Source organism: Gallaecimonas zhanjiangensis, assembly GCF_057624825.1.
Genome location: NZ_CM172603.1, coordinates 1,671,123 through 1,685,721, shown reverse-complemented (window position 1 = coordinate 1,685,721; position 14,599 = coordinate 1,671,123). Strand labels below are relative to the sequence as shown.

General features: G+C 59.0%; 12 protein-coding genes. 4 read left to right on the top strand and 8 right to left on the bottom strand.

From position 1 onward, the window contains the following. Positions 1 to 10 precede the first annotated feature (10 nt). The 3 genes from AC22G1_RS07955 to AC22G1_RS07945 form a co-directional block, all read right to left on the bottom strand. Positions 11 to 1,852 carry an amidohydrolase gene (locus tag AC22G1_RS07955; protein ID WP_487316277.1) on the bottom strand — a complete coding sequence of 614 codons (1,842 nt, stop codon included), beginning with the start codon at positions 1,850 to 1,852 and terminating at the stop codon, positions 11 to 13. Between the two features lie 420 nt (positions 1,853 to 2,272). Then, complete coding sequence (locus tag AC22G1_RS07950; RefSeq protein WP_487316276.1) at positions 2,273 to 3,673, bottom strand: ATP-binding protein; 1,401 nt, start codon at positions 3,671 to 3,673, stop codon at positions 2,273 to 2,275. A 154-nt stretch (positions 3,674 to 3,827) separates the two neighbouring features. Next, positions 3,828 to 4,781: a GlxA family transcriptional regulator gene (locus AC22G1_RS07945; RefSeq protein ID WP_487316275.1), complete on the bottom strand. Its 954-nt coding sequence runs from the start codon at positions 4,779 to 4,781 to the stop codon at positions 3,828 to 3,830. Between the two features lie 201 nt (positions 4,782 to 4,982). Here AC22G1_RS07945 and AC22G1_RS07940 point away from each other — a divergent pair, with 201 nt between their 5' ends. Together AC22G1_RS07940 and AC22G1_RS07935 are read left to right on the top strand one after the other, a co-directional pair. Next, positions 4,983 to 5,555, top strand: coding sequence for a TetR/AcrR family transcriptional regulator (locus tag AC22G1_RS07940; protein ID WP_487316274.1), 573 nt, complete (start codon positions 4,983 to 4,985; stop codon positions 5,553 to 5,555). 73 nt (positions 5,556 to 5,628) lie between these two features. Beyond that, positions 5,629 to 6,099, top strand: a complete 471-nt coding sequence (locus AC22G1_RS07935) for a nuclear transport factor 2 family protein (RefSeq protein WP_487316273.1) — start codon at positions 5,629 to 5,631, stop codon at positions 6,097 to 6,099. A gap of 21 nt (positions 6,100 to 6,120) precedes the next feature. Here AC22G1_RS07935 and tyrR read toward each other — a convergent pair whose 3' ends face one another. From tyrR to phhA, 3 genes are all read right to left on the bottom strand, one after another. Then, complete coding sequence (gene tyrR, locus AC22G1_RS07930; protein ID WP_487316272.1) at positions 6,121 to 7,671, bottom strand: transcriptional regulator TyrR; 1,551 nt, start codon at positions 7,669 to 7,671, stop codon at positions 6,121 to 6,123. A 103-nt stretch (positions 7,672 to 7,774) separates the two neighbouring features. Beyond that, complete coding sequence (locus tag AC22G1_RS07925) at positions 7,775 to 8,110, bottom strand: 4a-hydroxytetrahydrobiopterin dehydratase (RefSeq protein WP_487316271.1); 336 nt, start codon at positions 8,108 to 8,110, stop codon at positions 7,775 to 7,777. A gap of 10 nt (positions 8,111 to 8,120) precedes the next feature. Further along, positions 8,121 to 8,921 (bottom strand): phenylalanine 4-monooxygenase, encoded by an 801-nt coding sequence (phhA, locus tag AC22G1_RS07920; RefSeq protein WP_487316270.1) that lies wholly within the window; start codon positions 8,919 to 8,921, stop codon positions 8,121 to 8,123. A gap of 307 nt (positions 8,922 to 9,228) precedes the next feature. Between phhA and AC22G1_RS07915 the strand changes: the two genes are divergently transcribed. Next, entirely contained in the window at positions 9,229 to 11,421 is a 2,193-nt protein-coding gene (locus tag AC22G1_RS07915) for a TonB-dependent receptor (protein ID WP_487316269.1), read from the top strand. Positions 11,422 to 11,481: 60 nt separating this feature from the next. Beyond that, positions 11,482 to 12,150 carry a Fe2+-dependent dioxygenase gene (locus AC22G1_RS07910; RefSeq protein WP_487316268.1) on the top strand — a complete coding sequence of 223 codons (669 nt, stop codon included), beginning with the start codon at positions 11,482 to 11,484 and terminating at the stop codon, positions 12,148 to 12,150. A gap of 30 nt (positions 12,151 to 12,180) precedes the next feature. Here AC22G1_RS07910 and AC22G1_RS07905 read toward each other — a convergent pair whose 3' ends face one another. Together AC22G1_RS07905 and AC22G1_RS07900 are read right to left on the bottom strand one after the other, a co-directional pair. After that, complete coding sequence (locus tag AC22G1_RS07905) at positions 12,181 to 13,209, bottom strand: TIGR01620 family protein (protein WP_487316267.1); 1,029 nt, start codon at positions 13,207 to 13,209, stop codon at positions 12,181 to 12,183. After that, positions 13,206 to 14,576 carry a YcjX family GTP-binding protein gene (locus tag AC22G1_RS07900; RefSeq protein ID WP_487316266.1) on the bottom strand — a complete coding sequence of 457 codons (1,371 nt, stop codon included), beginning with the start codon at positions 14,574 to 14,576 and terminating at the stop codon, positions 13,206 to 13,208. Before AC22G1_RS07900 ends, AC22G1_RS07905 begins: the two co-directional genes overlap by 4 nt. Positions 14,577 to 14,599 lie beyond the last annotated feature (23 nt).

Below are 14,599 nucleotides of genomic sequence, written 5' to 3'. Positions count from 1 at the left end.
CTTGGCAAGATTAAAAAGCAAAGCAGGAGCAACCTAACGCGCCCCAGAATCCCTGGTAATCGCTGACCGGTACGTCAGAGAAGCGCGCTTTGTTGTGGTCATGGCCGTGTACGGCGCAAGAGCCGCAGCACTGGTGCATGGTGGCCTGGATCTCGGCAAGATTGGGGCGCCAGTGACCGGGCACCATGGCCACCGGTGACCAGTCAGGCAGCACCGGCAATACCGGCGGCGACAGCTTGGTGAACTCATCACTGCCGTACACCACTTTGCCGCCCACCACGGTCAGTACCGATTCAAGCCATTTGATTTCGTCCTCGTCGATACGGAAGTAATCGCTGGATAGCGCCACCATATCGGCCAGTTGCCCCACCTTGATTTGGCCCTTCTTGCCTTGCTCGGAGGAGAACCAGGCGCTGCCATGGGTAAAGAGCGCCAGGGCTTGTTCGCGGTCCAAGCCTTCGGGGTAGAGGTTGAGGCCACCCACGGTTTTGCCTGACACCAGCCAATAAAGGGAGGTCCAAGGGTTGTAACTGGACACCCGGGTGGCGTCGGTACCGGCGCCTACCGGCACCCCTTCGGCCAGCATTCGCTTGATGGGCGGCGTTTGTTCAGCGGCTTTAGGGCCGTAGCGGTCAACAAAATATTCGCCCTGGAAGGCCATGCGGTCTTGGATGGCAATGCCGCCGCCCAAGGCGCGAACCCGCTCAATGTTCTGGGGGCTGATGGTTTCGGCGTGGTCGAAGAACCAGGGCAAGCCGTCGAAGGGAATGTCACGGTTGACCTTCTCGAACACATCCAGCATCCGCGAGATGGACTCGTCATAGGTGGCGTGCAGGCGAAACGGCCAGCGTTCGGCCACTAGGTGGCGCACCACGGGCTCAAGCTCTGCTTCCATGCTGGGGGCCAAGTCCGGCCTTGGCTCGAGGAAGTCTTCAAAGTCGGCGGCGGAAAACACCAGCATCTCGCCGGCGCCATTGTGGCGGAAGAAATCGCTGCCCTGCCCCGGTTTGACCTGTTTGGTCCAGCTTTGAAAATCCGCCAGCTCTTCCTTGGGCTTTTGGGTAAAGAGGTTGTAGGCGATGCGGATAGTGAGCTGGTCAGCGTCGGCCAGCTCCTGGATCACCTGATAGTCGTCCGGGTAGTTTTGGAAACCGCCGCCGGCGTCGATGGCGCTGGTCACCCCAAGGCGGTTTAGCTCGCGCATAAACTGGCGGGTGGAGTTGACCTGGTATTCCAGCGGCAGCTTGGGCCCCATGGCCAGGGTGGCGTAGAGGATCATGGCGTTGGGCCGGGCGATCAGCATGCCGGTGGGGTTGCCGCTGGCATCGCGGACAATTTCACCGCCCGGCGGGTTGGGGGTGTTTTTGTCATACCCCACCACCTTAAGGGCGGCGCGGTTCAATAGCGCCCGGTCATAAAGGTGCAGTACAAACACCGGAGTGTCGGGCGCGGCGCGGTTCAGCTCGTCAATGGTGGGCATACGGCGCTCGGCGAACTGGAACTCGTTCCAGCCCCCCACCACCCGCACCCATTGGGGGGTCGGGGTGCGGTCGGCCTGGGCTTTGAGCATGGCCAAGGCGTCGCTCAAGGACGGCACGCCCTCCCAGCGCAGCTCCAGGTTGTAATTGAGGCCACCACGAATAAGGTGCAGGTGCGAGTCGTTAAGGCCGGGAACGACGGTTCGGCCTTGCAAGTCCACCACTTCGGTTTCCTTACCGCAGAACATCATGGCATCGGCGTCATTGCCCACTGCCAGGAAACGCCCGTCTTTGATGGCAACAGCGCTGGCCTGGGGTTTTTCCCTGTCCACGGTATGGATGCGGCCATTTTTGAAAATTACATCAGCATTCATCGAACATTCCTCTTCAACGCGCCTGGCTAACCAGGAAAAGTAAAATACAACCAGGGAAGGACCGCCTTTAACGCGGCGGTTTTTCTGAGGCGATGGGGTATGGGGTGTGTCAGCAGCACAGAAGACACAAAGAGAAAGCCGGCGCGGCAAGCACTCGAAAAGTTAAAGGGGCGAAAACGGCCCGTTAAAATCATCACCACTCCAGCTCAGTTCAAAAACCATCTTGCTACACTTTTGAGCTTGACCCATCGATGGATTAAGTACCGTTATTTGTGGTTAACGAGAATCGGCCACTACGCCCCAAAGCGAATCTAACCCTTTGATATTAAAAGAAGCCTGCGATTAACGGACACAAGGCAGGATTAAAGACAAAAAAGGCCAGCAAAGGCCGGCCTCAAATAATGATTACAAATCAGCCAGTTAGCTCTCGGCCAACTCCCGCTGTTTTAGCTTGTCCAAGGCGTAACTGCGGGTGGTGTCCAGCAGGCGGTAACGCACCTCCTCGCTGCCGCGTTCAACCTCCACCAAGGACTTGGTCACCAGTTGGGTAACCGCCTCCAGCAGCCTCGCCCGGGAGCGCGAGCCACAATCCAGGACATCGAGCAGCTCCAGCGCTTGCTCCAGTGAAAACGAGCCGTTGAGGATAGACAGGGTGCGAAAGCAGGACTGCTCGCACGCTTCAAGCATGCCATAGCTCCAGTCCAGGGCCGCTTGCAGGGTTTGGTGGCGCTTCATGGCCGTGCGCTTACCCTGGCTAAGGACCTTAACCCCCTCTTCCAGTTGCAGGGCAATGCCTCTGAGCCCCAGCACATCGATATGTACCGCCGCCAGCTCCAGCGCCAGCGGCAAGCCGTCTAAACGGCGACAAATGGCGCAGATATCGGCAACATTGTCGTCGTTCAGTACAAAGTCTGGCAGCCTGGATTGGCAGCGGCAGACAAACAAGCGCACTGCCGCATAACCTTGGGCTTCCTGCGCCGTGAGAACGTCTGAGGCAACCGGATAAGGCAGTGGGCCCAAGTGCATTACGCTCTCGCCGTCGGCTCTGAAGGGCTCTCGGCTGGTGGCAACGATGGTGAGGTTATCAGCGCTTCCCAGCAGGGATTCAGCCAGTAAAGCTGACTCGCTGACCAAGTGCTCGCAGTTATCCAGCACCAACAGCATGTGCTGCTTTGCCAAATACCCCGGCAAGGCACTTTTTTCCACCCGCAATAGCTCGCAAAGGCTTTGGGTGAGATCGTCATTGCTGTCAAGGCAGGCCAAATCGAGGAAATGAATGCCATCACTGAAGAAGTCTTTAAGGCGCTGCGCCGCCCGGATAGCCACCGTCGTTTTACCTATGCCGCCAGGGCCGGTAATGGTTAGCAAACGGCGTTGGGTAAGCAAGTTAGCCACTTTGTCTATCTCGACTTCCCGGCCTTCGGTGGTACTGAGCAGGGCTGGCAGGTTGCACCTGCGGGGCCCGGCTGGGGGCTCTGAAGCGGCGACAAGGGTGACATCGCGGCTAAAACGGTAGCCTTTTTGCGGCAAGGTGGTGATATAGAGCTCTTTGCGGTGGCTGTCTCCCAGAGCCCGGCGTAGCGCCGCGATATGGACCCTGACACTTATCTCGTCCACCACGGAGGTGGGCCAAACAGCCTTCATCAACTCTTCTTTGCTGACCGTCTCGCCACGGCGCTCAATCAGCACCAGCAGCATATCCATCGCCCGTCCCCCCAGGCTAAGGGCACGGCCGTCTTCGGTCAGCAGGCGCTGCTCGGGATAGAACAAAAAGGGCCCGAAACGCAGCGCCAAGTTGTCAGTTGGGGTTTTAATTTGCATTGTCATCTAACGCAATCAGCTTCCTGGCCACCGAAACCACGGGCGGCAATCCTTGAACCTTTTTAAAGGTCACAGGTAATGATTACTGATCTCAGCTGAGAAGTGACGACGATTAAAGGACAATTACGGCCATCCTAAGTCAGTTAACGGCCAGTTAACCAAATTGGCGCCGATATTGGGCAGGGGTAACCCCCAGCTTGTCATTAAATTGCTGACGCATCTGGCGGCTATTGGCAAAGCCGCTTTGATAGGCGATGGTTTTTAGCGGCAACGCGCTGTTTTCTAACATTTTTCTAGCCGAGTCCACCCTGGCTGCCCGCACAAACTCCATGGGCGTCATTTTGACTTCCTGGGCAAAACTGCGGGCAAAATGGCGCTGGCTCATGGCGGCTAGGTCCGCCAGCCGCTCGACGGTGAAGTCTTCATGGAGGTTGTCCAGCACGTAGCGCTGTACCTTGCCGATGGGGGATTCGTCAGTATTAGCCTCGGCATGGAGCGGGCTGAATTGTACCTGCCCGCCCTGGCGGCGCATCACCACCAGCAGCACCTTGGCCACCTGCAAGGCGACTTGCCGGCCATGATCGGCCTCGATAAGCGACAGAGCCAAGTCAATACCGGCGGTAATACCGCCACTGCTCACCAGCCCCTGTTCGTCATTGATGAAGATTTGGTTTTGTTCGACTTTGGCCTTGGGGTAGGTCTGGGCCAGCCGCTCGGTGTAGCTCCAGTGGGTGGTCACCCTCCTGCCATCAAGCAAACCGGCCTCGCCCATCAAAAAAGCGCCGGTACAGACCGACACCAGGCGCCCTACCCGTCCTTCCATATCCCGAAGCCAGGTACAAAGATTGGGATGGCTGCCGCTGTATGCGCCAGGGCCGCCAACAACCAGCAAGAAATCAAAGGGTTCGGTGGTATCCAAGATGGTGGTATCGGTCTTTACCCTGATACCGTTGGAAGCCTGCACTTCAAGCTCATCGGTGCTGACCAGCACGATACGGTAGCGCTCATCGGCCGGCAGGTAGCGGTTCGCCACCGTGAAGGTTTCAGCCGGGCCCGACATGTCGAGCATTAAAAAGTCAGGGAATACAACGATAGCCACCGTCTTCATCTGTCCAAGAACTCCGGGCTGGGTTTAACGAAACAACAAGCCAATAACTGGCCAAATTCGCAATTCCCTGTGCGTTACACAGCTGAATTGTAGTATTGAATTAAAACAAAACAGTTATCGCAATATCAATTATTTATTTCAATCCGAACCCACACAAATAAACCCTTGCACCGAAGAGAACGATCGTTCTACCATCTAGACATGCAAAACATCGACACCCAAGAACCGATAAACCGTCTTTTAGACGCCACCGAAACCCTTATCTACCGGGGCGGCATCAGTGCAACCGGGATGGACGCCATCGTTAAGGCAAGCGGGGTTTCCCGAAAAACCATCTACAAGCACTTCGGCACCAAAGACGCCTTGGTTGCCGCCGCCCTTAGGCGCCGCGACGACAAATGGATGACCTGGTTTGAAGCCGGCCTTGCCGCCTATGACGGCCCAAGAGCCCAACTGCTTGGCGCTTTTGAGGTATTGGCCGGCTGGTTTGCCAGCGAAGATTTTTGCGGCTGCGCCTTTATCAACGGCGCCGGCGAAGTGGCGGACCATGACGATCCGGTGCGCCAAGAGGCACGCTTTCATAAAGGCCGGTTGCACCAGAGCCTGATGCAGCGCTGTGAGGCGCTGGGCGCCAAAGAGCCAGCGGTGATGGCCGATCAGCTGCTGCTGCTTATCGATGGCGCCATTACCCAGGCCCTGATCTTTGCCCGCCCGGCCAGCGCCGAGGCCGCGGCGCAGCTTGCCGAGCTGCTGCTGATGCGCCACGGGCTTTGAGTTTTGCCGGGTAGCTCCCGGCAGCACATCCTTACTTGGCCGCCATGCGGCTTTATCGACCCAGGAGTTTGTTATGTCACAGATACGCCCGCCCCTGCCGCCTTTTACCCGTGATAGCGCCATCGAGAAGGTGCGCCTGGCCGAAGACGGCTGGAACAGCCGCGACCCGGCCAAAGTCGCCAAGGCCTATAGCCTGGATACCCGCTGGCGTAACCGCGCCGAGTTTGTGGTGGGCCGCGACCAGGCCGAGGCCTTTTTAAGCCGCAAATGGCACAAGGAACTGGACTATCGGCTGATAAAGGAGCTTTGGGCTTTTGACAGTCACCGCATTGCGGTGCGCTACGCCTACGAATGGCGGGACGACAGCGGCCACTGGTACCGCTCTTACGGCAATGAGAACTGGGAATTTGACGACAACGGCCTGATGGTAAACCGCCACGCCAGCATCAACGATCTGCCCATCACCGAGGCCGAGCGCAAATTCCACTGGCCCCAGGGCCGTCGCCCGGACGACCACCCTGGCCTTAGCGAGCTGGGCTTGTAAAAAAGGCGGCCCGAGGCCGCCTTACTTTTTCTTGTTGATGGCGTAATCGCGCAGCTTGTTGGCAATGGCGGTGTGGGACACCCCCAACTTTTTCGCCAGTTGCCGCGACGAGGGGTAAGCCGGATACAGGCGTTCGAGCAGGCTTTTTTCAAAGCGCTTCATCACCTCATCCAAGGTGCCTTCCAGGGCCGCGTCACCCAGGCTTACCGACGGCGTTTGGCTGGGCAGCTCAAGGTGTTTGGGCTCAATCTGGCCGCCGTCCAGCAAAGACACGGCCCTTAGCAGGCTGTTCTCCAACTGGCGCACGTTGCCGGGCCAGGGGTAGTTGACCAAGAGGTTCTGGGTGGCTTGCGACAATTGCGCTTTTTCGCGGCCAAGGGCGGCGCAGTGGCGGTCGAGGAACAAGTCTGCCAGCGGCAGGATATCGTCCGGGCGCTCCCGAAGCGGCGGCAGGGTCAGGCTCAGTACGTTAAGGCGATAGTACAAATCCTGGCGAAACTGCCCGGTTTGGCAAAGGGCGCCCAGGTCGCGCTGGGTCGAGCAGATAATGCGCACATTAACTTTGCGCTCCGCCTCATCCCCTACCCGCCTGAAGGTGCCGTCTTGCAAAAGCCGCAGCAATTTCACCTGGATGGCTGGCGCGAGATCCCCCACCTCATCCAAAAACACCGTGCCGCCGTCCGCCACTTCAAACACCCCGCGCTTGCCGGTGGCATTGGCGCCGGAAAAGGCATTGGGGCCGTAACCGAATAGCTCGGTCTCGGCGACGTTATCCGGCAAAGAGGCGCAGTTAAGGGCCAAAAACGGCTTTTGATGGCGCAAGGAGCTGTCATGACAAGCCCGGGCCAGCAGCTCTTTGCCGGTGCCGGTTTCGCCCTGGATAAGTAACGGCGCGTCCAGCTGCGCCAGCTTTTTGGCTTGGCGAATAAGGCGTTTGGTCTGGGCCGACTCGGCCAGGATGGCATCAAGAGAGGCGGTGCCTTCCCGGGCCTGATTAAGCTGGGTGGTAAGGCGATGAGGAGTCTTGGCGGTGACCACGGCGCCCGCCAGAGTGCGCCGCTCAAGCTCGTCACTGACCCACACCGGCAGAAAATCGGTCAACAATCGCTGGCCGCCCAATTTTACCAGCATGCTGATGGGCGCCGGCTCGTCTTCTTCGAGCCAGCGCGGCAGGTTGAAGCCGCCAAGCCACAGGGATAACTGCTGGCCCTGCAACCCTTGAACATCGCCTTTGAGCAGCCGCGCCGCCGCCGGGTTGATGATGAGGATACGGCCCTTGTTGTCGACCGAAATCACCGGGTCTGGCAGGGTTTGCAGCAAGGTGGCCAGCTCGTAGTGGTCACGCTCGGTGGGCATGAAGGCAGTGGTGCGCACATCTTCAACTCCCTTGATGCGGCGAATGGCCGGCAGCAGGGTTTTGAGTTCGTCAAAGCTCAAGTCCGGCAGATGCAGATACATCTTGCCTACCGGATCGACTTCGATACCGCGCAAATCGATGTGCCTTTCGGCGAGGATGTCGAGGACCTCCCGGGCGATACCCGGCCTGTCTTCGCAAAAAATCTCCAGACGCATGGTGCTCACAAAGGGCTTTTCCCAAGACGGCGATAATATAACGCTATGGGTAATAAAGAAAATGCCGCACTGAGTGCGGCATTTTCAGGGCCTTAAAACCGGCTTAGAGCAGCTGATCGGTCTTGGCGGCCATGATGAAATCGTTGCGGTGCAGGCCGCCGATGGCGTGGGTCCACCAGGTAACGGTGACCTTGCCCCACTCCATCAAAATGCCCGGGTGGTGAAACTCTTCTTCGGCAAGCTCCGCCACCTTGTTGGCAAAGGCCCAGGCCTGCTTGAAGTTCTTGAACTTGTAGACCCGTTCCAGTTGCAGCACGCCGTCGCGGGCCATGGGCGCCCAATCGGGAATTTCGCGCATCAGGGTTTTTAGCTCGTCATCGCTGACTTTGGGCGCGCCGGCCTGGCAGGCCTCACATTGTTGGTTGGCAAGTGCCGTCACTTGTCTCTCCTTAACTGGCTTTCTTTTCTTTAGGGGCAAAACGGGGCTCGAACAGGCCCAGTTGCCGGGCCTCGCTCACCAGCGCCATGATATCGAGCTGGGCGATATCAAACAGTTGGTGCACGTTCTCGAGCACATAATAGACCGGCTGCATGATGTCGATGCGATAAGGGGTGCGAAGTGCATCCAAGGCGCTAAACGGTTGGCGCAGCGGTTTGTCCGACTCCAGGGCGTAGCGGGTTTCCCCAGGCGAGGAGAGGACGCCGCCGCCGTAGATGCGAAGGCCCTCTTCGGTATTGACCAAGCCAAACTCCACGGTAAACCAGTAAAGCCTGGCCAGAAACACCCTGTCTTCTTTGCTGGCCTTAAGCCCAAGCTGCCCGTACAGATGGGTAAAGTGGGCAAAATCGGGGTTGGTCAGCAAGGGGCAGTGGCCAAAAATCTCGTGGAAGATATCGGGCTCTTGCAGGTAGTCGAGCTCTTCTTCGGTGCGGATAAAGGTGGCCACCGGGAACTCTTTGTTGGCCAGCAACCGGAAGAACTCGTCAAAAGGAATAAGGGCCGGAACCTGAGTCACCTGCCAGCCGGTGGTGCGCCCCAGCACGGCGTTGATCTCTCCAAGCTGGGGAATACGGTCGGTGGGAAGGTCCAAAAGCGCCAGGCCGTCGATGTACTCCTGGCAGGCGCGCCCTTGTACACAGGCCATCTGGCGAGTGATAAGGGTCTGCCACACGGCGTTTTCTTCGGCGCTGTAGTGGATAACGCCCGCTGCGTCGGGCATTTTCGAGGTGTATTTAGTGCCTTTAGCCATAACGTACTTCAATCTCTGAATCTTCCCCGAGAGTACGCAGCCCCCCTTGCCGGCAAAAGCCCCCGACACTGGTCAGATGGCTTTACAGCCGTAAACAATTAAATACACAACCATCTCAAGCCAATGAAATAGCAAAGAAAGCTGGCAAAAACGCAACGTTTGCCCACCTTAGCATTGCTGTTTAAACCAGCAACAAAGAATCACTAATGAGAAACATTCTTGATTGCATGTTAAATCCTGATTATCATCCGCCCACTTTCACCGTAAATGCACATTATTTTCATTTAGAATCACGGATGGGTTTCGCATGACCAAGTCTTGCAACAACAAACTGCAATTTAATAGCCGTTCCCTTGCCTCCATTGCCCTTGGCATGTCGGTGGTTGCCGCCCCGGCCATGGCCGACGAGGCCACCAAGCCGGTCGAGCATATCGAGGTAAAAGGCCAGCAAGACGGGTACAACATCAACAGGGTGCAATCGTCCAAGTTCACCGAATCCCTGTCCGATACCGCGAAATCCGTTACCGTCATCGGCAGCGACCTTATCAAAGACATGGGCGCCCTGACCTTCAGCGACACCCTGCGCGCCACCCCCGGCATTACCCTGGGTAGCGGTGAAGGTGGCAACCCTTACGGCGACCGCCCCTTTATCCGTGGTTACGACGCCCAGTCCTCCACCTTTGTCGACGGCCTGCGTGACGTGGGCTCCCAAAGCCGCGAAGTGTTCAACATCGAGCAGGTTGAAGTGCTTAAAGGCCCGGGCTCCACCTATGCCGGGCGCGGCGCCGTGGGCGGCTCCATTAACATCGTCACCAAAACCCCGGGCATGCAGGACTTTAACCACCTGACCCTGACCGCCGGCACCGACGACATGAAGCGCGCCACCCTGGACGTTAACAAGGTGATTTCAGACGAAGCGGCGGTGCGCCTGAACCTGATGAGCCACGACGCCGACATGCCTGGCCGTAATGGCGTTGACGGTGACCGCTGGGGTATCGCTCCTTCCATCGCCCTGGGGCTCACCACCCGCACCCGCGCCAAGCTGGCCTATTACCACTTTGAAAGCCACGACATGCCCGACTACGGCATTCCTTACGATCAGGCCACCGGCAAGCCGGCTGACGTGGATAAAGACAGCTTCTACGGCCTCAAAGACCGCGATTTTCGCCGTAACGAGGTCGACAGTGGCCTTATCAAGATTGAGCACGACCTTACCCCGAACCTGCTCTTTACCAACACCACCGTCTATGGCCGCTCCACCAACGATTATGTGGTCACCAACCCGGACGACTCCAAAGGCAACGTGGCCAACGGTTACGTGTATCGCGGCGTAAAATCCCGCTACTCGGTCACCGATAACCTGGCCACCCAGTTTGACCTTTCCGGCTCTTACCAACTGGCCGGTATCACCAACCGCTTTGCCACCGGCATCGAGCTTTCGCACGAGAAAACCGACGCTGACGGCTACAACGTCACCACCGGCGTTACCTTGCCAAGCGGCTCCATGTCCACCAATTGCAGTGACGCCGGCATGCTCGAAGGCTACTTCTGTACGCCGCTGGTTAACCCCAACCCCAACGACCCCTGGGTGGGCAGCATTGAGCGCCGTAACACCCCAACCCTGACCAAAACCACCACCCGCTCGGTGTACGGCTTTAACACCACCGAATTTAACGACGCCTGGCTGCTGAGCCTTGGCCTGCGCTGGGACGATTACGACACCCAAAGCGACAGCGCCACCGCCAGCCTCTCCAACAGCGACGACTTCCTGAACTACCAACTGGGCCTGGTGTACAAGCCAGCCAGTAACGGCAGCGTTTACATCTCCTGGGGTACCTCTTCCAACCCTCCTGGCACTTCCAACGGTGACGGCGCCGACCGCCTTTCCACCAGCAATGACGACCTCAAGCCGGAAGACACTGACAGCCTGGAGCTGGGCACCAAGTGGGATCTGATGGGCGAGCGCCTGTCTTTGACCGCGGCTGTGTTCAAAATCAACAAGGACAACGCCCGTGTCTCGACCGAAGCTGGCCGCGGCGCGCCGCAAGAGAACGTAGGCAAACAGAAGGTGCAGGGGATCGAGCTGGGAATTTCCGGCAAAATTACCGAAAACTGGCAGGCCTTTGGTGGCTACACCTACCTGGACAGCGAGCTGGAAAGCAACGGCATCAACAGCGACTACAACGGTAACCGCTTCCCCAACACCGCCAAGCAGAGCCTGAGCCTGTTCACCAACTACGCCATCACCGAAGCGTTCAAAGTGGGCGGCGGCGCCTATTACATGTCCAAGGTGTACGGCAACACCGCCAACACCCTGTATGTGCCCTCCTACTGGCGCTTTGATGCCATGGCAAGCTATGAAGTGAACAACTGGGTGACCCTGCGCCTTAACGTGCAGAACCTCACCGACGAGCGTTACTTCGACAAAGCCTATGCCGCGCACTTTGCGACTGTGGCCCCGGGCCGCTTTGCGAGCCTGAGCGCTGACTTTAGCTTCTAAGCCAGGCACACTGACCAAAAAACACCGCCATCCGGCGGTGTTTTCCTGTAAGGAGACATCATGCTGCTCGCAATCGACAACGTGCTCAGTAAAGAAGAAGTGGCCCAGTGCCGAGCCATTATCGACGGCCTTGAATGGATTGACGGCAACCAGACCTCAGGCCCCCTGGCCGCCAGCCAAAAACGCAACCAGCAACTGCCCCGAGACGACGCCAGCGCCAACGAAGTGGGCCAGGCCATTGTTGAGAGATTGCTGAGCGACGCCCGCTTTATCTCGGCCGCGCTGCCGTTAAAATTCTACCCGCCGCTTTTTAACCGCTACCAGGCCGGCCAGACCTTCGGCAACCATATCGACAACGCCATTCGCCACACCCCGGACGGCATGGTGCGCACCGATCTCTCCGCCACCTTGTTCCTGACCGAGCCAGACCAGTACGACGGTGGCGAGCTGGTGGTGGAAGACACCTACGGCAGCCACAGCGTCAAACTGGCAGCCGGCTCCCTGGTGCTCTACCCCTCCACCAGCTTGCACCGGGTGGAACCTGTTACCCGAGGCGCCCGCACCAGCGCCTTTATGTGGCTGCAAAGCATGGTCCGCGACGAAGGCCAGCGCCGGTTGCTGTACCAGTTGGACAACAGCATTCAGCGCCTGGCCGGCGAGCAGCACGGCGAAGTGACCGAACTGACCGGCATCTACCACAACCTTATCCGCCGCTGGGCCGATAGCTAAAACCAAGGGCGCCGACGGCGCCCTTGGTTTTTACTCGTCTTCCACCATCACCGAGGTCTTTTTGCGGCTCAGCATCATGCCGGGCAGCTTCATCAGATCTTTGCCCATGTCCACCAGCAGCCGGGCCCGGGCTTTGCCAAGGCGCTTGTTTTCGGTCTCATCCATCGGCAGCGGGCGGCTAAGGCGCATGGCCTGCCAGCCAAGGCGCGCCGTTAATAGCCCGGCCCCCAGCCCTTGGGCGGCGCGGCCCGAGAGCTTGCCCAGTAAATCGGCGCCGACCGTGCTCATGCCGATATCCATCACCAGCTCGGAGGCGCCGGCGTAAAGCAGGTTGATAAACACCTGGCGCACCAGCCGCACCCGGCTCCAATAGCCAAGGGGCAGGCCGTACACCTTGGCCACCTCGCGGATAAGGCGCAGGTTGCGCCAGGCGATAATGGCCATGTCGGTCAGAGCCAAGGGGCTCACCGCCACCATGACCGTGGCCTCAAGGGCGTAGCGGCGCACCAGCAGCTGGGCTTTGTCGTCAAGCTCGGTCAGCACCCGCTGGCGAAAGCGCCCCTGCACTTCCTCGCCGCTGTCGTGACTGCCCACTTCACTTAAAAACTGCTCCATGGCGGTGCTTTGGTTAAGGCCCCGCATCTTCATGCTGTGCTCAAGTACGGTGAGGGCGTCATCGCCGGTAGCGGCATTGGCAGCCCGGGCGCTGTCTCGCTCCAGGCGTTTTAAGCGCCTAAGCGCCCGCCATTCACGAAAAAGTGCCCGCAGGGCGCCAGCGCCAAGGAGCGCCGTTGCCAGGGTAAAAAGGAGTGCCAGCACCGGCACCCTTTGCCACAGCTCATAGAGCCAAAGCCCAGTTTGGCCAAGGGCGCCTAGCAGTAAAAACACCAAGCCCCAGGCAAGCCAGGGGCGGCGCTTGGTGCTGAGGGCCTGGGTCAGTTGCTGCTCCACAGCGCCGTCTTGGTCCGGCACGAAATCGTCGCCGGTGAGCTCTGCCGCCTCGCGAAGCACCGGGCCCTTTGGAGCATCGTCAATCAGGCGGCTCGGTCTTAAGGTCATTTGAGCTTGTCTCCCAAAACAAAGGCCAGGGCTTTATCCATGCGAAGGTGCGGCAGCGGCGAGGTGAGCCCCAAGGGCGGCGCGAAGGACGGAAAGGCAAAGCCCTGGCTTTCCCAAAAATCGGACGGTGGCAGGCTGGCCGGAATATCGCCGGGAAAGAGCGTGACCTGGCGGTTATCGGCCAGGCGGCCGCGCAGGCAAGGCAGGGTCTCGCCGTCCAGCTGGCCACTGCCGGCCTGGGTGGCGCAAATGGCCGCCAGGGTCTCAACACCAACGTCGATACCGGCAAAACGAATGGGCTCAAGGGCCGGGTTTATCAGCTCCGAGAGCAGGCTGGAAAGCGCCGGGCGTTGATCGGGCGTTAAGCGGTCGGCCTGGGTGGCGGCAAACAGCACCTTGTCGATGCGGGGCGAAAAGAGCCGTGACAGCAAGCCGCTTTGGCCATACTGAAAGCTTTTCAGCACCTCGGTCAGGGCCAGTTGCAAGTCTAAAAACGCCGCCCGTGAGTGGTTAAGGGCGGCCAGGGTGTCAATCAGCACCACTTGGCGGTCCATGCTGGCAAAGTGGTCGCGGTAAAAGCGTTTGACCACCTCGCTTTTGTATTGCTCAAAGACCTTTTCAAGCTGCCGGTACAGCGCCGAGTCGCTACCGGCCTCCCCTTGCCAGGGGAAAAAGCCCAGCACCGGGGCGCCTTTTAGCTCGCCTGGCAGCAAAAAGCGCCCCGGCTGCAGGAAATAAAGGCCCAGGCTTTCGCGAAAATCTTGCAAAAGCGCCGCGTAACGCTCTGCCAGTTGCTCGGTTTTCAGCTCGTCTTGCTCCCCTTGCTCGCAATACGCGCGGGCATCCTGGCACCAACTGGCGGCAAGGTCGGCCCTTGGCTTTTGGCCAAGGAGCTGTTGCTGCTGGGCGCTCCACTGGCCGTAGCTTTGCTCGAGCATGGCAAGGTCCAGTAGCCACTCGCCGGGGTAGTCGACAATATCGAGCACCAAGGTGACCGGCTCACCTAAAAAGCTGCGAAGGCCACTATCTGGCTTGTATTTAAGGTGCAGGCGCAGTTCGCTGATGCCGTGGGAGGATGGCGCCCAGCGCGGCGGCTCGGCCTGCAAGGTGGCGAGGTTATCGCGGTAGCGAAACCGGGGCACCAGGGGATGGGGCTGGGGCATTTCCCTTGCCCCCAGAAAGCGCCCTTCGGCCTGCACCGGGAAAAACGGCAGGTGGCGAGGGCTGCCGTGCAGCAGCTGGTCGGTAAGGGAAGTAATAAAGGCGGTTTTACCGGCCTGGGAGAGGCCCGTTACCGCCAGCCTGACCTGCTGATCCAGGCCCCTTTTGAGGGTGTCGGTGGCGGTTCTGGCGAGGTTTTTAAACAATGTGCTGCCTTGCATCCCTTTCC

Coding starts and splice junctions, on each gene's coding strand:
- AC22G1_RS07955 (WP_487316277.1), bottom strand. CDS start 1,852: ATGAATGCTGATGTAATTTTCAAAAATGGCCGCATCCATACCGTGGAC.
- AC22G1_RS07950 (WP_487316276.1), bottom strand. CDS start 3,673: ATGCAAATTAAAACCCCAACTGACAACTTGGCGCTGCGTTTCGGGCCC.
- AC22G1_RS07945 (WP_487316275.1), bottom strand. CDS start 4,781: ATGAAGACGGTGGCTATCGTTGTATTCCCTGACTTTTTAATGCTCGAC.
- AC22G1_RS07940 (WP_487316274.1), top strand. CDS start 4,983: ATGCAAAACATCGACACCCAAGAACCGATAAACCGTCTTTTAGACGCC.
- AC22G1_RS07935 (WP_487316273.1), top strand. CDS start 5,629: ATGTCACAGATACGCCCGCCCCTGCCGCCTTTTACCCGTGATAGCGCC.
- tyrR (WP_487316272.1), bottom strand. CDS start 7,671: ATGCGTCTGGAGATTTTTTGCGAAGACAGGCCGGGTATCGCCCGGGAG.
- phhA (WP_487316270.1), bottom strand. CDS start 8,921: ATGGCTAAAGGCACTAAATACACCTCGAAAATGCCCGACGCAGCGGGC.
- AC22G1_RS07915 (WP_487316269.1), top strand. CDS start 9,229: ATGACCAAGTCTTGCAACAACAAACTGCAATTTAATAGCCGTTCCCTT.
- AC22G1_RS07910 (WP_487316268.1), top strand. CDS start 11,482: ATGCTGCTCGCAATCGACAACGTGCTCAGTAAAGAAGAAGTGGCCCAG.
- AC22G1_RS07905 (WP_487316267.1), bottom strand. CDS start 13,209: ATGACCTTAAGACCGAGCCGCCTGATTGACGATGCTCCAAAGGGCCCG.